This is a genomic window from Mucilaginibacter jinjuensis, from assembly GCF_028596025.1.
Lineage (GTDB): Bacteria > Bacteroidota > Bacteroidia > Sphingobacteriales > Sphingobacteriaceae > Mucilaginibacter > Mucilaginibacter jinjuensis.
The window spans coordinates 1,114,362-1,131,107 of record NZ_CP117167.1 but is presented as its reverse complement, the minus strand read 5'-3'; the positions used below and the strand labels follow the sequence as shown (position 1 = coordinate 1,131,107).

The 16,746-nt window shown below is 48.7% G+C and carries 19 protein-coding genes; all 19 read left to right on the top strand.

Annotated features, from left to right (window positions below; all coding sequences use genetic code 11):
- The first annotated feature begins 1,008 nt into the window (after positions 1-1,008).
- Positions 1,009-2,484, top strand: a complete 1,476-nt coding sequence (locus PQO05_RS05305) for a sensor histidine kinase (protein ID WP_273631634.1) — start codon at positions 1,009-1,011, stop codon at positions 2,482-2,484.
- Position 2,485: 1 nt separating this feature from the next.
- Positions 2,486-2,881 (top strand): BLUF domain-containing protein, encoded by a 396-nt coding sequence (locus PQO05_RS05300; protein WP_273631633.1) that lies wholly within the window; start codon positions 2,486-2,488, stop codon positions 2,879-2,881.
- Between the two features lie 394 nt (positions 2,882-3,275).
- The gene (locus tag PQO05_RS05295) at positions 3,276-5,051 is read left to right on the top strand and encodes an ABC transporter ATP-binding protein (RefSeq protein ID WP_273631632.1); all 1,776 of its coding nucleotides are present in this window, start codon (positions 3,276-3,278) and stop codon (positions 5,049-5,051) included.
- A gap of 686 nt (positions 5,052-5,737) precedes the next feature.
- Positions 5,738-5,995, top strand: coding sequence for a hypothetical protein (locus PQO05_RS05290; RefSeq protein ID WP_273631631.1), 258 nt, complete (start codon positions 5,738-5,740; stop codon positions 5,993-5,995).
- 200 nt (positions 5,996-6,195) lie between these two features.
- Positions 6,196-6,471 carry a hypothetical protein gene (locus PQO05_RS05285; RefSeq protein WP_273631630.1) on the top strand — a complete coding sequence of 92 codons (276 nt, stop codon included), beginning with the start codon at positions 6,196-6,198 and terminating at the stop codon, positions 6,469-6,471.
- Between the two features lie 10 nt (positions 6,472-6,481).
- Positions 6,482-7,441, top strand: a complete 960-nt coding sequence (locus PQO05_RS05280) for a hypothetical protein (protein WP_273631629.1) — start codon at positions 6,482-6,484, stop codon at positions 7,439-7,441.
- Positions 7,438-8,019, top strand: a complete 582-nt coding sequence (mobC, locus tag PQO05_RS05275) for a plasmid mobilization relaxosome protein MobC (RefSeq protein WP_273631628.1) — start codon at positions 7,438-7,440, stop codon at positions 8,017-8,019. The genes PQO05_RS05280 and mobC overlap by 4 nt, the downstream gene beginning before the upstream one ends.
- Positions 8,020-8,364: 345 nt before the next feature.
- Positions 8,365-9,477: a relaxase/mobilization nuclease domain-containing protein gene (locus tag PQO05_RS05270; RefSeq protein ID WP_273631627.1), complete on the top strand. Its 1,113-nt coding sequence runs from the start codon at positions 8,365-8,367 to the stop codon at positions 9,475-9,477.
- Between the two features lie 16 nt (positions 9,478-9,493).
- On the top strand, positions 9,494-10,138 hold the full coding sequence (locus PQO05_RS05265) for a ParA family protein (RefSeq protein WP_273631626.1): 645 nt from the start codon (positions 9,494-9,496) through the stop codon (positions 10,136-10,138).
- Positions 10,139-10,142: 4 nt separating this feature from the next.
- The gene (locus PQO05_RS05260; RefSeq protein WP_273631624.1) at positions 10,143-10,478 is read left to right on the top strand and encodes a hypothetical protein; all 336 of its coding nucleotides are present in this window, start codon (positions 10,143-10,145) and stop codon (positions 10,476-10,478) included.
- The gene (locus PQO05_RS05255) at positions 10,475-10,783 is read left to right on the top strand and encodes a hypothetical protein (protein ID WP_273631623.1); all 309 of its coding nucleotides are present in this window, start codon (positions 10,475-10,477) and stop codon (positions 10,781-10,783) included. The genes PQO05_RS05260 and PQO05_RS05255 overlap by 4 nt, the downstream gene beginning before the upstream one ends.
- Position 10,784: 1 nt before the next feature.
- Entirely contained in the window at positions 10,785-11,072 is a 288-nt protein-coding gene (locus tag PQO05_RS05250) for a DUF4134 domain-containing protein (protein ID WP_273631622.1), read from the top strand.
- A gap of 72 nt (positions 11,073-11,144) precedes the next feature.
- Positions 11,145-11,453, top strand: a complete 309-nt coding sequence (locus PQO05_RS05245; RefSeq protein ID WP_112653903.1) for a DUF4134 domain-containing protein — start codon at positions 11,145-11,147, stop codon at positions 11,451-11,453.
- Positions 11,450-11,743 carry a plasmid transfer protein gene (locus PQO05_RS05240; RefSeq protein ID WP_273631621.1) on the top strand — a complete coding sequence of 98 codons (294 nt, stop codon included), beginning with the start codon at positions 11,450-11,452 and terminating at the stop codon, positions 11,741-11,743. The genes PQO05_RS05245 and PQO05_RS05240 overlap by 4 nt, the downstream gene beginning before the upstream one ends.
- The gene (locus PQO05_RS05235; RefSeq protein WP_273631620.1) at positions 11,724-14,177 is read left to right on the top strand and encodes a TraG family conjugative transposon ATPase; all 2,454 of its coding nucleotides are present in this window, start codon (positions 11,724-11,726) and stop codon (positions 14,175-14,177) included. Before PQO05_RS05240 ends, PQO05_RS05235 begins: the two co-directional genes overlap by 20 nt.
- The gene (locus PQO05_RS05230; RefSeq protein ID WP_273631619.1) at positions 14,174-14,839 is read left to right on the top strand and encodes a hypothetical protein; all 666 of its coding nucleotides are present in this window, start codon (positions 14,174-14,176) and stop codon (positions 14,837-14,839) included. Before PQO05_RS05235 ends, PQO05_RS05230 begins: the two co-directional genes overlap by 4 nt.
- Positions 14,814-15,380 (top strand): MT-A70 family methyltransferase, encoded by a 567-nt coding sequence (locus tag PQO05_RS05225; RefSeq protein WP_273631618.1) that lies wholly within the window; start codon positions 14,814-14,816, stop codon positions 15,378-15,380. Before PQO05_RS05230 ends, PQO05_RS05225 begins: the two co-directional genes overlap by 26 nt.
- A gap of 5 nt (positions 15,381-15,385) precedes the next feature.
- On the top strand, positions 15,386-16,057 hold the full coding sequence (locus PQO05_RS05220) for a hypothetical protein (protein ID WP_273631617.1): 672 nt from the start codon (positions 15,386-15,388) through the stop codon (positions 16,055-16,057).
- Positions 16,054-16,716 carry a hypothetical protein gene (locus PQO05_RS05215; RefSeq protein WP_273631616.1) on the top strand — a complete coding sequence of 221 codons (663 nt, stop codon included), beginning with the start codon at positions 16,054-16,056 and terminating at the stop codon, positions 16,714-16,716. The genes PQO05_RS05220 and PQO05_RS05215 overlap by 4 nt, the downstream gene beginning before the upstream one ends.
- Positions 16,717-16,746 lie beyond the last annotated feature (30 nt).

Genomic DNA, 16,746 nt, shown 5'->3' with positions numbered 1-16,746 from the left:
AGTTAACGCTGCGAAAAACCAACCCTCCAAATTCGTCAGATAAACTCCCTAGTCCGTTAACTCAGCAGTATCATCAGGAAAAGTTGCATAACTATTCGAGCTAGATAATTGTCATCATCAGTCCGGTTTATTTTGCTTACCAATTGCCACTCACGATTATTTATACTTTGGGAACCTTCCCTGTTTCTAACATAAACAACTTTAATCTGATCACTTAAAACAGGACAAATGAGTTGCGAAGAATTTCTGCTTATGATCTATGAAAATAAATTAGCAGATGGCGAACAGTCTGTCTACCGTATTTCAACACTGAAAACTGATATTATTAAATTTAGGACGCAGCATTTATTCCGTTAGGTTAAGCATTTCCGGACCTATGACATCTTCATCATAATTATCTTCTCTATATGATTTCATACTTTTGTGTCTTCACAAACCGATGACACTAAGATCTTAGGCTTCACGACTGCCTGCCATGGTGATGACACAATAAATTAGTGACAATATCCCGCTATAATTGCAAAATTCAAACGCCAATATAAAGTCTAAAATAAGCTTTTCAGTCCAGGTAGCCATTTAGTTCTATTTATGATCCATTTATTTCTAAGGCAACACAACGATATCGTTTGAAAGGTAGCCAAAATAGAAAAACACGCATCAGCGCGTTTCTCTGTATTCTTTCCAGTCCTGATATATCCCCTTTTCCACAAGGACAAGGTTTTAGTTTGTCTGTCATTCGAGAATTGAATAATAGGTAAACTTAAGAACTTCTCGACGGTTTATGAATGGCAAACAAAAGTAAAAAACGATCGGTATTTTTAAGGATGAACGGTAATTTATTACCATTATATTTTCCGCTATTGTTATGTTTCAATGGTGAATTGATATAGAATTCTGCCGATAACACGCCTACTGAGACGAAGGGAGCGTACATTCATTGAACCCATCACAACAATTTGGAATAATGCTGGTTATATCAGTAATACACTATTACCTGTCGACATTTTCATGATTGATACAATCTTACTGGCTGAACAAAAGCAGGCTATGCTGGCTGCTATTGTCGCCACCTCGGACGATGCCATTATTAGCAAGACTTTGGAAGGCGTTATAACCAGCTGGAACCAGTCCGCAGAGCGAATATTTGGTTATACGGCACAGGAAGCAATAGGCAAACATATTTCTTTAATTATCCCTTTTGAACGGTTAGCGGAGGAAACCTATATCATAGGGCAAATTTCTAAAGGCCACCGTATCCATCATTTTGAAACGTTTAGATGTACCAAGTATGGTAAACTGATTCCAATATCCGTATCTGTTTCCCCTATCCTGGATAATGAAGGGGGTGTTATTGGTGCTTCCAAAATCGCACGCGATATTTCCGACCATACGATCGCCCGTGAAAGACAAGCTATTCTCGCAGCTATCGTTGATACTTCTGATGATTGTATCCTGAGCAAAACCCTGGACGGCATTATTACCAGTTGGAATAAGTCAGCGGAGCGCATGTTTGGTTATACCGAAGCCGAAGCTATCGGAAAGCATATCACATTGATTATCCCTGCCGACAGGCTTGCTGAAGAACAATATATCATCAGTGAAGTCCGGAAAGGCAATAAGGTGGATCATTTTGAGACTATTCGTCTGGCCAAGGATGGGCGACAAATTCCAATTTCGCTCTCCGTTTCTCCGATCGTAGATGACAAAGGGACCGTGATCGGGGCATCGAAAATTGCACGGGATATCAGCACGGACCTGGCAATAAAGGAAGAAAACAAACGGCTTTTTGAAGAAGTGAAAGCCTTAAATGAAAAGAAGGACGAATTCATCGGTCTGGCAAGCCACGAACTTAAAACGCCGTTAGCTAGTATCAGCGGTTATCTGCAGATTCTGAATACGATGGTTACTGAAGAAAAAGCCAGGAAATTCCTGGGGAAAGCAAGAGGACAGGTAAAAAAACTGAGCGCTTTGGTGGCCGATCTACTGGACGTTTCCAAAATTGAAGCCGGGAAACTGCAATTTAAGTCGGAGCTCGTTGACCTCAAAAAAATAGCTGAAGAAACGATTGAATTGGTTGCATTGACCAACAGGGATTATCATATCAAATTAGATACACCCGCATCCCTGATGTTAGTTCGCGGTGACGCACATCGCATTGAGCAAGTCATCACAAACCTTTTGACTAATGCCATCCGTTATTCGCCGGGACAAGACCAGGTAGAAGTTACAATTAAAGCTAATCTCCAAAACGTAACTCTGGCTGTGCGGGATCAGGGTATCGGCATTCCTGCCGACAAACTAAAGGATGTTTTTTCCAGGTTCTACCGGATCGACAATACCAACCCGTATATTTCCGGTCTGGGCATCGGTCTCTTCTTAGCTTACGAAATCATCGAGCGCCACCAGGGTCAAATCTGGGCGGAAAGCGAGCTGGGTAAAGGATCAAGCTTCTGCTTCAGTTTACCGTTAGCGACTACCGAATAGCATGGACTTATATTATATCATTTATTGCAGCATACCTGGAAAGGCTTTCTGCAAAGCAGATGTAAAAACCTTACTGGCTGCGGCGCGTGGAAACAATGAAAAATTTGGAATAACGGGTATGCTGATCTATCTGCCTGACTTGTTTATCCAAATGATCGAAGGGCCGAAAGCTGAAATATTAAGACTTTATCGGAATATTGAACAGGACAACCGCCACTACCGCGTTGTATTGCTTAAAGAAGGGCCTGTACATCATCGGCGTTTCCCTGACTGGAGCATGGGTGTAGACGACCATGAAGTTCCGCTGTCCGATCCCAGGCAGTCATTCCTGGTGTCAGACGATAAGGTATTTTCGCTTTTTAATCTTATGGATATGCCGGAAACACTGCACAACTGACCGATGAACTGTAACGCAAATTACTGGTTCTGGAAACCGCAAAGTCCGCTCCGAAGTACGTCCAACCTTTATTTTAATGGGCAAATTTACTTGAGACATTTTAAATATGTTCACTATATAAAGGCGATTATGTCAAAATTTGCAACTGGTCGACATCCCGAACCAAACTTTTCGTTATACTTATGCGATTACGGGTCAGAAGAGAACTTGGTAAACGGTCAATCGACACCGCCGGCGGTCGCACAGGTGAAATAGAATTTAGATTGATTCTTGTTGATATAACTTGACAATATAAATCACTAATACACTATTTTTAGCTGTATTAGTACTGTATAATATTTACTCAACGAATTGCTGCTATAAACAATTCCGCGTTTTTTAACTTATAAAAGGTATGGGAATCTTCTGGCAATACCTGAAACCGTACCGTGGATTGATCGCTCTGGCCTTGGTACTGGCCGCGGCTGCGCAGCTGTTGGCGCTGATCGACCCGGTGATCTTCGGGCATATCATCGATCAGTATGCCACCAATAGAAATCACCTATCCGAAAATGGATTGATCCGCGGCATCCTGTACTGGCTGGCCATCGCTTTAGGATTAGCAATATTCTCGAAGCTATTCAAATCACTGCAGGACTTTGTGACCCGTAAGACCGTCGCCCGCTTTGGCATGCAGGTGTTTAACGATGGCCTGAAGCAGACCCTGCGCCTGTCTTTTCAGGAATATGAGGAAAGCCGCAGCGGAACGACATTATCCGTATTGCAAAAGGTCAAGACCGATGCCGAGCGTTTTATCAATGCTTTTGTCACCGTGCTGTTCTCCTCGTTGGTGGGCGTAGCCTTTCTTTTGTATTACAGCCTGAGCAAGAACTGGCTGCTGGTGCCGGTATTTTTTGTCGGCATTATTGTGCTTGGGTCGCTGACGGGACTGTTATCCAAGCGTATCAAGACCGTGCAGCGGTCCATTAACCGTCAGACCGATGCACAGGCGGGTATCATCACCGAAAGCCTGCGGAACATCGAGCTGGTGAAAAGCCTTGGCCTGACCTTTTCCGAGATCCGGCGGCTGAATGCCCAGACCAAAACCATCTTCGATCTGGAAATGTACAAAGCGCGTAAAGTCGCCTTCTTATCCTTTTTGCAGGGCAATATGCTTAACCTGCTTAAACAATCCATTCTGTTTATATTGCTTTGGCTGATCTTCCGCAAGGTGCTGAGCACCGGCGAATTGATCGCAATGCAATTTATTTCGACCGCTATCTTTACGCCATTACAGGACTTGGGTAATCTCATTCTTCTTTACCGCGAAGCGGATGCGTCATTCAAAAGCTTTGATGTGCTGATGCACAAATCTATCGAGCGCCGCCCCGATGAACCCATCGAGATCGGCGAACTCGAAGAATTGCGCTTTGAAGATGTGGTCTTCCGGCATCGTACGGCGAATTACAACGCCATTGACGGCATCTCCTTTGATATTCGCCTTGGAAAAACGATCGCTTTCGTCGGTCCCTCGGGATCGGGTAAATCCACGCTGGTCAAACTGCTGGTTGGCTTGTACATTCCGGTTGCCGGGAAAATCTGTTTTAACGGCGTAAGCTCCACCGCCATCCGGTATAACCCTTTACGACGGCAGATCGGTTTTGTTACACAGGATACGCAATTGTATGCCGGTACGATCCGCGATAATTTACTGCTGGTGAATCCGACCGCTACGGACAAACAAATTACTGAAGCGTTGCGCAAGGCATCGGCAACAAAACTGATTGCAAAATCCGGGAATGGACTGGATACAGTGCTGGGAGAGAACGGCATGAAGCTCTCCGGCGGGGAGAAACAAAGGATATCCATCGCCCGTGCATTGCTTCGCAAACCCCGGCTGCTGATCTTTGACGAAGCTACCTCGGCTCTGGACTCTCTGACCGAGGAAGAAATCACCCAGACCATTCGTGAAATATCCGCCGGCCAAGAGCAGATGACCATCCTGATCGCGCACCGATTATCCACTGTTATGCATGCGGACATTATTTATGTCCTGGAGAAGGGACGTATTGCGGAGTCGGGCAACCACGACGAATTGCTCTCGTACAAAGGTTTGTATTATGCGCTGTGGCGTCAGCAGATCGGCGAAAGAAGGTTCGAACCGGAGATGCCAGTTAAGGAAAACCATTAAAATATTTAGCGGTCCTTAAAGTTAAATATAACGACCGGGAAAATAGCATTTGAGCCACCCAGACCGAAAGGACATACCTTTAGTGAGAACGAACGCTGCAGGAAGCAACTGGCGAAACAAAAGAGGTAGAAAAACTTAGATGTCGGTGAGTTAGGGGTACAGGCCGTTACCAAAGAATTCTGTCCGTAATTCGCGGAGTCCTGAGGATTCTTTAAGCACAGCAATATAGAATTGCTTATAATAACGGCAGGGAATTCAAAGAGTCTGTGCAAGCAGGATTCCCTTGGTTTAACAAATCTGTTAACTCTTATTTGATCCCGATCTGTCTGCACACGATCATCACTTCCTCGAGCAGCGATTCGCTCATAGCAGGCCTGATGTCCGCAACGAATTTTTAGGCACAGGAATCGGGCTGAACAGGTAAGACTTAAAATAACACAGGACATCATCATATAGCTCGTCGCGGAGATCCAGCGTTCATGTAGTCGTCCTAAATTTCGACACCTTCACTGCAAAGCATTACGATCTTCTTTTGATTTTCCCACTTGCAGTTGTCTACCCCATCACTGCATATTACAATTAACCTGCTACCCAATTATTTAATTTAAAATCATTGGTGCCCCCTGTGGTGCCTCTTGAAAGAAAAATTCCGCGTCCGGCAACCTTTGTCCTGTCATCCTGAGGATATGAAATCAAACGAACTGATCGGATTATTTACAGCGGCTGCGGTCGCCGGGGCCCATGAGGTCCTGGCGATGGAACACCTGCTCCCTGAAACGATCAGCAAATCGGAAGCTTACCGGCGCTACGGCCGCACCTGTGTGGACCGTTGGATCGCCGAAGGGCTTATCTCGCCTCAGGGTAAGACGATCAGCCGCAATAACCTGGAGACAGTTAGCGCCTCCAGCAACCGGCTGACCTACCTGCCCGTGGCAGAAAGGTAACGGACGTTATTTGACATCTGGGGACGAAACATTATCCGCCTGAAAAGCGGAAATCGGGCGAAGGTGAGCGTAAAGCCGCAACATGCTGAAAGCGCCCGGGCAGGCTGAGAGGCCCGTATTGTAGAATACGACGCGAGTATGTCCCGAATTTGTCTTGAAGGGGGTTCCGGTTGGAACCCCTTTTTTTATGCTATCACATTATGGAAATCGCCCTGAATAACCAACAACTGCGCACCATTGTCCACGAGGCTGCCGAGCTAGGCGCGATCGTCGCGCTGATCCACACCGGGAAATTGCCGCCATACCTAAAAAAACGTGAGGCTTACCGCCGCTACGGCAGGCGCTATATCGAGCAGTTGCTGGACCTGGGGCAACTGAGCATCCGTGGCGATGGCAACAATTCAGCTGCCTGGCGTATCGACCGCATAGAGATAGAGGCTATCGTCAGAGGCCTGGAAATCTGGCGCCAATTATAATTGAATTTTTATGGAAACGACAATGAACCCTGCCGCCATCCGGGAACAGGTATCTATCACCGGCCTGCTGGCCAGGCTGGGATATCAGCCCGCCTACAACTCCGGGCGCGAGATCATGTACCGAAATGTGCTGCACGAGGATGGCAAAAAACCCTCCCTTTGCGTAAACGATACCCTCGGCATGTGGTATGACCATGACACCGGCAAAGGCGGCAACGTGATCGATTTTGGTTTAGCCTTCTGGCCCGGATTGGAGATCAGGGAGGTATGCAGCAAACTGCATGAAATTATGGAACAGGCCATACCTGCCGCAGTATCGCTGATTAAATCAACACGACGTAAGCGGCATAAAGCTTTGATCCAACCTTATTATCATGTGGATAAGGTTTGTGACCTTGGAAAAACCCCATCGATCCACATATATCTGGAAAAACGCGGACTTTGGGAAGTAGCGCAGGGCATCCTGCAGGAAGTTCATTACCATAGCGTCCATGCCAAGCTAGAGCCCCGGCAATTTTTTGCTGCCGGTCACCGTAATGATTCCGGCAGCTGGCAGGTGCGGAACAAATACTTCAAAGGATGCCTGGGCAACAAAGGGCTTACCCTGCTGTCGGGCGACAGTCGGCGTATATGCGTGTTCAAGGATATCTTCGATTACCTGAGCTGGAAACATGATCATCCGGAACTGCCGGACACTGCATTGATCATCAACAGCTATAGCCTGCTGCCTGCCGCTATTAAGACTGCCATGCGGTACCCTTCCATTTCGGTGTATTTTGACCATTCCCCGGGAGGCCACCAGTCGCTTCACCAGTTTATGACCGAATTACCCTATGCGGCCGACGGTACGCCGGCATTCAGCGGGCATCACGATTATAGTGAAAAGCGCCGCACCGAAGCGCGCGCCGCCTTTGAGGCTCAAAAGCCGAAAGACCTCTTTAAGAACATCGAAATACCTTTTATACGTTGAGGCTTCTTTTCACAAAAAGTGCCGTTTTATTAATGCAGGGGGCCCTCTTGTTTTTTACCCTGCAAGATGTCTTTTTGTCCGACGGAAACCCTTCGGGATTTCCGGTCTGCCAAAAAGAATCTTGCCCGGCTGATGCCGGGGGGAAGAAATTTCGCAACTCAATTTCTTTGCTTATGACCAGGAACAAGGGCGGCAGGCCGCCAGCGGGTAATGACAGGCGATCTTTTAAGATCGACGTCCGGTTTACGGAAGCCGAATACCGGCAGGTGGAGCAACTGGAAAGGGAACTGGGTTTAAAGAAGACCGAACTGGTCAGGCAGAAGTTATTGTTTGAGGGAAAGGGGCTTGCCGTGAATGCCGCTGAGCTGATGGGCCGTCTGGACGCAATCAGCCTGGAATTATCGAGAAGCGGAAATAATATCAATCAACTGGCACGTTATGCGAACCGCTTGCAAAAACGAGGGCTTTTATCACCTCCCGTCGTTGACGAATATCTCCGGCTGCTTCGCCGTCATGAGGATGAACAAATGGAACTCGCTGTGTTATTCCGAAAACTGATCAGGTCTTTGATACCGTGATCGGCTGCTATCAGGCTCTGCTGCTCCGCAGCTACCAGGTATTATCGCTACATTAATATATCATTCTGTTGTGCTGCCGCTATATTGTTCCACAGTTTTATAGTTGGCCGGTTAGTCTGATCCCTAATTACAGGGCTCCTTAGCTCCGTCGTTAGCCGGTTACCTTGCACTTTCGTTCTGCTGGTCTGCCGCTATACTGATCGGCAGTTAGGATGTTGATCTGTTATCATGATCTATAGTGCTATTGTTGCACCGGTCGTTTGCTGCATCGTTATTCGGCTATGAAGTTACACGGCTGCAGTAATAGGCCGTTAACGTGTTCTTTTGTTACTTCGCTCATTTATTATGATCGTTAAAATTTTCCGGGCCAGCGCTTCGTTCAAGGCGATCACTTACAATTTTGATAAGATCGCAAAAGGACAGGCTACCTTAATGAAAGTTTCAGGGTTTGGAGCACTGCGGCAACTGCGCGAAGTAAGGCCGGAAGACTACCGTAACTACCTGGAAGCGTTGTCGGGCCTCAATCGAAACGTAAGGCTTCCTCAGTTCCATGCCATGATCTCCGCGCCGGATCATTCCTTTGACAAGGATAAATTGGCACAACTTGCCGGGCAGTGGCTGGACCGGATGGGCTACAAGGATCAGCCTTACCTTCTGGTGCATCACCGCGATACCGATCAGTCGCATGTGCACATGGTCAGTACGCGGGTTGACCGGCAGGGCAAAAAGATCGACAGCGCCTTCGAACACCGGCGTGCCGTAAACCAGCTTAATCAATTGCTGCAAAAGGATGAGGCGCACCAGGCGCAGCTGGATGCAGCCAAGGCATTGCAATACCAGTGTTCCACGAAGGCGCAGGTGCTGCTGTTGCTGGAAGGAATGGGCTACCAGGTCCGTGAAAAGGACAACGAGCTGTTGCTTTACAAATTTGGACGCCAGCTTTTTGCGGTCAGTGAGCAACGCGTGGAAGAACGGCTTTCTGCCTATGTGCCTGATAAGGCCCAGGCCATCCGTTGGAAAGCGATCTTCAGCAAATACCGGGAACAATTTAATGCGGTTCCCGAACGTGCCACCCTCAATTTACCCGGCGGGAGAACCTCGCAGACCGGTCCTTACCGTTCCGAGCTTGGGGATTTTCTCAGAAAAGAATTCGGCATCGAAATGATCTTTCATGCGTCCGGGGATAAACCGCCCTATGGCTATACGGTCATCGACCATGTGCAGCAGCGGGTGTTCAAGGGCAGCGAGATCATGAAGCTGGCGGTACTTACCGGTACCGAAGCCGGCCCTTCACAAAGTTCTTCTCTGCCGGAAAATAGCACCGAGGCGGCGGAAAAACAGTTAAAAAGCAACTATCTGACGTATTTCCGCCCTTATCTGAGCAACGATGTGGACGATCAGCAGATCCATGGCCCACGCAGGCGCAGGCAGAAAAAGGCGCGCACAAACACCCGTTAATTTTAATCTCAACTTCATGAACATTCTTATCGGCAACCAGAAAGGCGGGTGCGGAAAGAGCACGATCGCTCTTTTACTGGCCAACTACCTGACCCTGGTTAAACAACAAAAGGTGACGCTCATCGACATGGACTACCAGCAGTCTATTGCGCAAAAATTTGAAAAAGGCAAAGTGCTGGAAAACAAACCGCCATATGATGTCGTCGCCGCGCAATTAGCCCATTACCCTGTATTACAGAGCGCTATTATGCAAACCCCGACCGAAGCAGTCATCATTGATCTGCCGGGAAAGCTGGATGACGACGGCCTCCTGCCGGTCTTTGATTCGGCAGACCTGCTGATCTGCCCGTTTTCCTATGATGAATTCAGCTTCGACTCGACCATTTTATTCGCCATCGTGCTGCGTAAGATCAACCCGGCCATACCCATCATTTTTATTCCCAACCGGGTCAAAGCAAATGTGCGTTATGAAACGATGCAGGAAGTCAACAAGCAGCTTTCAAAATTGGGGGTCATGGCACCGCTGATACCGGACAGGATCGATTTTCAGCGGGTGACCACCTTCATGACACCGCTGCCCGTGATCCCGGTGATCATTCCGGTCTTCGACCAGATCTATACGGTCATAGCAGAAAAACTGGCAGCGCCCCCAAACGGCTGAAGCGATGACCAAGATCACCTCATTGGCCGACGAGATACGCAACCGTATCGCGCAGCCGCCACCTGAAAACGGGAAACCACCGAAGGTAACCAGGGAAAAAAAAGCCCTGTCTGAAGAAGCCGGGATCCTGGCGCTCATCAGGGCCTATGACAATTCGAACCACAAAAGCCTGGTACACGTCAGGTTCGACGAAAAAACGGTAAAGACGCTTAATCATTTTAAAATGGCAACGGGCGTCGATGTTACACGCCTGGTAGCCTTCGCCGTTAAACAGCTATTCGAGGGCAACCCCGAACTCAAAGCGATCATTAAACAATTCATTCAAAACATGACCTTATGACCTGGATCAAATTCATCTCCTGGTTAGCAGCATTGTATGGCTTTTATTACCTGCTGAACATTGCCTGGGACCTCCTTCGCGGGAAAGGGGCTGGCGATAAAGAGGCGGCCCCTGAGCTGCATTTTGACGAAACCGCAGCCCCGCAGCAGGTAAGCCCGGAAGTTACGGAAGAAAAAAATCAGCCGGCTTCCCCAAAAGCGCCCGTTGAGGTCGCAACCTCCGGCCTTGGCGGGTTAAGAGTAAAGGAGCTTTTCCAGCACGCCAAATTAGAGCTGATCGCCTACAACCAGTCGGTTACCTTTTAAAATGAAGAAGCTGCTGGTAATGCTCCTGTTTATTCCGTTCGCTGCCATCTGTCAGCCCGGTATAACCGAAATGCAGGAAGCCCGCTCAGACCTGACGCAGTCGTTCTTTTCAGCGCGTGACCTGTCGCTCGTCCTGGCCGCCATATTAGGCATCATCGGTGCTGTGCGCATTTACCACAACTTACAGATGGGCCGCGAGCGATTCACAGCTGAAGTAGCTGCCTGGTTCTTTTCCGCCTTGTTTATGGTTTTACTCGGCGCGTTCTGTCAGGCCGTTTTCGGTATCTAAAACCAGTATTTCCATGTTAGCCGCACGAATTCCTTAAGCCGGCTTCAAAAAATTCTCTTTTATGCTTTTTTCATGCTTAAAAACATCCGGCGCAAGCTGGCCTGGGTACTGGCGCTTATCGTCAGCCCAATCTTCGTATTTGCCCAAAGCGGCGTCAACGGCCTTAACGCCGCTACTTCTAACCTGAAGACCTATGTAGACCCGGTTACCGACATTACTTTGGTTATCGGCGGGATCGTCGGCATTGTCGGCGGTATCCGCGTGTATTCGAAATGGAACAGCGGTGACCAGGACATCAACAAAGAGCTGATGGGATGGGGAGGTTCCTGTCTCTTTCTGGTGCTATCCTCGCTGATAATCAAAGCCTTCTTCGGTTTATGACGCAGCGAAAATTTACAGTTTATAAGGGGCTTTCGCGGCCCCTTATTTACAAAGGTTTCCGGGGCAAATTCATTTACTGGGGAATAGGCGCCGTACTCACCGGCCTTGTCCTTGGCTCCGTCACGATGGCGGTGATCAACATGTGGCTCGGAACCATCGTATTGATCGGCTGCATCGTCGGCGGCCTGGTCTACATCGCCTCACGCCAGAAAAAGGGCCTGTATAACAAGACCCGGCACAAAGGTATTTTCATCGTCACTCCTTTGATCTATGAACGCCCGGAATTTTGAAACGCCCTATATCGGCGTGGATGCCGGTAAGGACTTTGATATCCTGTATAGTGCAAGCGGTGAGTTTTCTGTCGTGATCGCCATGAAAAATCCGGTCATCCAGTATTCGGCGGCAGCAGGCGATTATGACGAGTTTCAAAATCTGCTCACCGGCATTATCAAAATATTGGGTGACGGTTATCTGCTGCAAAAACAGGATATCCTGCATAAAGCGCCTTTCGACCCGCCGCCGGCGTCCGAATACCTGCAACAAAAATTCAATGCCCATTTTGCCGGTCGTGCGGCCCTGCGCATAGACACTTACCTGACCATCACCAGGCAAGTAAAAAAAGGGCGTTTCTATGTGTATGACCCGAAACAATTAAGGGACTTCCGCACATCGGTTGTCAAGGTTACCGATGTATTAAAAGCCGCCAGATGCGAACCCGTCATACTAAACGAAACCAAGATCAGCGGCCTTATCCGCCGGGTACTGGCCATGCGGTTTGGCGAGGCGCCATTTTCCCTCAATAATTTTAAACCTACGGACACCGAGATCCAAATGGGTGACCGCTCCATACGCTGCATTCCGCTGGTGAACAGCGAAAATGTAGATATGCCAGCAGAGATCGGGACATTTACCGAACTCAATGAAAATGAAGCGGTGCGCGGATTTCCGGTAGACATGCTTTCATTTTTGTATAAGGTACCTGCTTTTGAATCCATCCTGTATAACCAGGTGATCGAGATCCCCGCACAACAGTCACTTTTAAACAAACTGGAAGTAAAGCGCAAGCGCCATTCCGGTATTCCCGATCCGGCGAATTTATTGTGCGTGGAGGATATCGACCAATTGTTGAAGGATGTGGCACGCAACGGGCAGTTGCTCGTCAACGTCCACTACAGCATTGTCCTGTCCGCACCTGCCGCTGACATACAGCGCTCCGTGAATTTTATTGAAAGCGCCTTGTTTCAGCTGGGCATCATCCCAAATCAGAACGCCTATAACCAACTGGAATTGTTCCGGGCGGCACTGCCGGGCAACGGTGTGGAACTACGCAATTACGACTGGTTCCTGACGACCAGCGACGCCGCGCTTTCCCTTTTTTTCAAGGAACGGCCCATGGAAGATGAAGCGTCGTCCTTCCGCATCCGGCTGACCGACCATAAAGGTATCCCCGTAGCGATAGATCCTGCTGACCTGCCCATGCGCACCGGACGCATCAACAACAGGAACAAGTTCGTGTTAGGCCCAAGCGGCTCTGGTAAGTCGTTCTTTATGAACTCCTTAGTCGAACAATACCTGCTTTTTAACGTCGATGTGGTCATCGTCGATGTCGGCCATTCCTACTCCGGTCTGTGCGCGTATTACGGCGGAAAATACATCACCTGGTCGGATGACAGGCCGATCACCATGAACCCATTCCTGATCACCGAAGATGAATACAACCTGGAAAAGAAAGACAACCTCGTCACCCTGATCGCCCTGCTTTGGAAGGGTGCCGGCGGTTCGGTGTCCACGATCGAAAGGGACGTCCTGACAGCCACGGTAAGCGGTTACTATGCCATCGCTTTTTCCGAAGGTTCGGGCATTGATCTGTCCTTTAACAGTTTTTATGAATTTGCCCTGAAGAAAATACCCGAGATCAAAAGCGAAGAACGTATTCCTTTCGATCTCGATGAGTTTCGTTATGTACTGAAGAAGTTCTACCGGGGCGGTGAATATGAAAGTATCCTTAATGAAGCTGGTGACCAGTCGCTGCTGAGCGAGCCGTTTGTGGTCTATGAAATTGACGCTTTACAAGATAATGCGGTGTTGCTGCCAATAGTTACCCTGATCATCATGGATGTATTTATCCAGAAGATGCGTAACCGTAAGAATCAGCGAAAAGTGCTGATCCTCGAAGAAGCCTGGCGGGCGCTGATGTCACCGATCATGAGTTCATTTTTATTGTATCTCAACAAAACCGTCCGCAAGTTCTGGGGGGAGGTCATCGAAGTAACGCAGGAACTTTCCGATATTATAAGCAATCCCGTTGTTAAAGACAGTATCATCAACAACTCGGATACGGTTATCCTCCTCGACCAGCGCAAATTCCGGGATAATTACGCTGAGATCGCCAAAGTGCTGTCCATTTCTCCAACGGAGCAGCGTAAAATATTTACCATCAATCAACTGGATAACCGCGACGACCGGGCCCGGTTTAACGAGGTATATATACGACGCGGTTCTACCGGCGAGGTTTACGGTGTAGAAGTGAGCCGCCACCAATATTATGTCTATACCACGGAAAAGCCGGAAAAAAATGCGGTTCAGATCTATGTGCAGCATTATGGTTCCTATCCGGCCGCACTGGACGCATTCCTATCGGACATCGATAAGGCCGGAATACCAGCAGGTGACTTCGTTCAGCAGGTCAACCGGCAGAACAAACCTTTAACCCTTTTAACATGAAAACATGGCTGCTCTTTATAGCCGGGCTGTTGCTTTGCACGGCATCGCATGCCCAGGAACTGGTCGTTGACCCGGTCACCTCGGGGGCTATGCTGGCCAACAGCGCCATTATTAATAACCAGTTAAACAATACCAACAATAAATTAACGGCGATACAGACCGCGCAGCTTGCCGTCAGCGGGCAGCTGGTCATTGTCAATAATTTGCAAAACAAAATTTATAAGGGACTTTCCGAAGTGGCCTCTGTGATCAATAACCTTTACTCGATCAGGGATATCGCCGAAACGGGTTCCGATATCGTTAGTGATGTCGATAAGGCTGTTCAGACCGCGCGCGGTAACCCGGTGCTGCTTTTGTTCGCGCAGCAGGGCGCCCAGGATTTCGAAAAACGGGCAGTGGCGCTGGCAGCGGATGTTTCCGCCTATGTGCTGCGCGGTGGCAGCGATAACTTAATGGACAGCTCCGAACGCGGGAAATTGCTTAACCATATCGTTACCGAAATGCACGCCTTGCGCGGACTGGCCTATGGCATGCAGCGGGCGATGTACTGGGCGCAGCTGCGCGGCATCTGGGCGTCCCTCAACCCGTGGTCAACCTGGCAGAGCGAGGACGTACGCATTGCCAACTCCGTGATCAGTGAAGCTAAATACCTGCACCGCTGAGCCTTACGGGATATTGCTGATCGATCCGCCCTGGCCCAAGCGAAAGGGCGGCTTACGAAAGGTACGTCCTAATCAGGCCCGCGAACTGGATTACAGGACGTTACCGGTAGAAGCCATTTTCGAGTTGCTGGATAAAGAGATCTTTAGTCTCGCAGCACAACAACATTCCCTGTTCATGTGGACCATCGAAAGCTTTTTAGCGCCCTGTGAAACGATGCTGAGCGTTCGCGGCTATCAGCGTCATTGCCGGATGATATGGGATAAAGGAAACGGCGTGGCACCGTGCTTTACCATCCGTTTTGCGCACGAATACCTGCTCTGGTATTACAAGGGCGGGTTTATGCCGGTGGCTCCCGCTATTCGCGGCAAGTTCCTGTCGGTTTTTCATGAGACGTCAAGGGAACACAGCCGAAAACCTGAAATCGCTTACCGCCTGATCGAGCAGCTATACCCCGATGCCCGCCGCTTTGACGTCTTCAGCCGCCAGTCGCGGCAAGGCTGGGACCAGTATGGTGACCAGCCCGATTTATTTAACGCTTAGATTTTATGATCAAAAGATATTTGCTGCTAACCGCTTTAGGCTGTTTGCTTTCGGTTTTGTCCTACGGGCAGGGTAAAGTACTGGACATTCCGGAACTGTTACAACTGGTTTCCTATTCCAAATCGGAACACAGCCTACAAACCAACGCCCGCGATAAGCAGGCTACCGTCACGACCACGGAAACGGCCAACAAGACCCTGCTTGGCAAGATCAAGGATATGTACCGCACACTGCAAAACCGGTACGCTACTTTGGGTACGGCGATCACCGCTGCCAACGTCGGCATTGAAGCCGAACCGATGGTCAACAGCATTATTACTTCACAGTCGCAATTGATTCAGCTTGCCCAAAAGAACCCGGCGATCATCGCCCTCGCGTACCAAACAGAGATCGATTTTGCCGACCATTCCCAAATGCTGATACGCTATCTGGCCGGTTTGATCATCTCTATCGGGGATGTAAACCAAATGAAGTCTTCCGACCGCAAGCTGCTCTTTGATTATGTCATCACGGAACTCAGCAACATAGAAGATATGAGCAACCGCCTGGTGCGCAATGTACAGTTCGGCACGCTGGCTTCGCTTTTGCACCACGTTAACCCCTACGATGATTTCGTCTATGAAGATCAGCATATGATCAGCAACATCCTGGCCAATGCGAAGTACTTAAAGCAATGAAAGGCTTGCTCCTGATAATTTTAAGCTTTTTGTCCACGGTCGCGCTGGCGCAGGAGATGGTCGTTGATCCGCAGCATTTATTGGCGGTCCAGGAAAACCAGGCAGTCCGCATGGCTGCCGAAGGCACACACCAGGATTATCTTAAAAAGATCAACGACAATGTGAATACCATCAATGCCAACGAGTCATCCGTGGTTGCCGCACAGACGCTGATCTACAATTCGCTGGCCAATATGAATTCCGCATTAAAAGACGGCCTGATGGTGAAACAGATCTCCCGAACGACAAGCGACATCATTTATTACCTGAATGAAAGCATGATGCTGGCTAAAGATGACCCTTTACTGTTACTCGTCACCGTTAAAATTCAAAATGAGTTCGGGCCAAAGGTAACAGCAATGGTGAGTGACATCTCCGGGTTCATTCTCAAATCGGACGGCAATGTATTGGCCGATTACAACGGCCGTGACCAGTTACTGCGTAAGGTCGTTCAGCAATTACAGATACTGGACGGCATGGCCTACGGCACCTGGAAAGCCATGTATTGGGCAAAGGAACGCGGCGTTTTAAAAACGCTTAATCCTTTTGCCGGATATATTAATAAAGATCGCGCCTTTGCCGCGCAGATCATTCAAAACGCAAAGTTTTTGCGGCAATAATTCAACAATGCAAAATCCTTGAATGCCGAT

Bases quoted from the DNA above. Each gene is read 5' to 3' on its own strand.
- PQO05_RS05300 (WP_273631633.1), top strand. From the start codon at position 2,486: ATGGACTTATATTATATCATTTATTGCAGCATACCTGGAAAGGCTTTC.
- PQO05_RS05280 (WP_273631629.1), top strand. From the start codon at position 6,482: ATGGAAACGACAATGAACCCTGCCGCCATCCGGGAACAGGTATCTATC.
- PQO05_RS05270 (WP_273631627.1), top strand. From the start codon at position 8,365: ATGATCGTTAAAATTTTCCGGGCCAGCGCTTCGTTCAAGGCGATCACT.
- PQO05_RS05230 (WP_273631619.1), top strand. From the start codon at position 14,174: ATGAAAACATGGCTGCTCTTTATAGCCGGGCTGTTGCTTTGCACGGCA.
- PQO05_RS05250 (WP_273631622.1), top strand. From the start codon at position 10,785: ATGAAGAAGCTGCTGGTAATGCTCCTGTTTATTCCGTTCGCTGCCATC.
- PQO05_RS05265 (WP_273631626.1), top strand. From the start codon at position 9,494: ATGAACATTCTTATCGGCAACCAGAAAGGCGGGTGCGGAAAGAGCACG.
- PQO05_RS05215 (WP_273631616.1), top strand. From the start codon at position 16,054: ATGAAAGGCTTGCTCCTGATAATTTTAAGCTTTTTGTCCACGGTCGCG.
- PQO05_RS05285 (WP_273631630.1), top strand. From the start codon at position 6,196: ATGGAAATCGCCCTGAATAACCAACAACTGCGCACCATTGTCCACGAG.
- PQO05_RS05295 (WP_273631632.1), top strand. From the start codon at position 3,276: ATGGGAATCTTCTGGCAATACCTGAAACCGTACCGTGGATTGATCGCT.
- PQO05_RS05240 (WP_273631621.1), top strand. From the start codon at position 11,450: ATGACGCAGCGAAAATTTACAGTTTATAAGGGGCTTTCGCGGCCCCTT.
- PQO05_RS05305 (WP_273631634.1), top strand. From the start codon at position 1,009: ATGATTGATACAATCTTACTGGCTGAACAAAAGCAGGCTATGCTGGCT.
- PQO05_RS05220 (WP_273631617.1), top strand. From the start codon at position 15,386: ATGATCAAAAGATATTTGCTGCTAACCGCTTTAGGCTGTTTGCTTTCG.
- PQO05_RS05245 (WP_112653903.1), top strand. From the start codon at position 11,145: ATGCTTAAAAACATCCGGCGCAAGCTGGCCTGGGTACTGGCGCTTATC.
- PQO05_RS05260 (WP_273631624.1), top strand. From the start codon at position 10,143: ATGACCAAGATCACCTCATTGGCCGACGAGATACGCAACCGTATCGCG.
- PQO05_RS05255 (WP_273631623.1), top strand. From the start codon at position 10,475: ATGACCTGGATCAAATTCATCTCCTGGTTAGCAGCATTGTATGGCTTT.
- PQO05_RS05235 (WP_273631620.1), top strand. From the start codon at position 11,724: ATGAACGCCCGGAATTTTGAAACGCCCTATATCGGCGTGGATGCCGGT.
- PQO05_RS05290 (WP_273631631.1), top strand. From the start codon at position 5,738: ATGAAATCAAACGAACTGATCGGATTATTTACAGCGGCTGCGGTCGCC.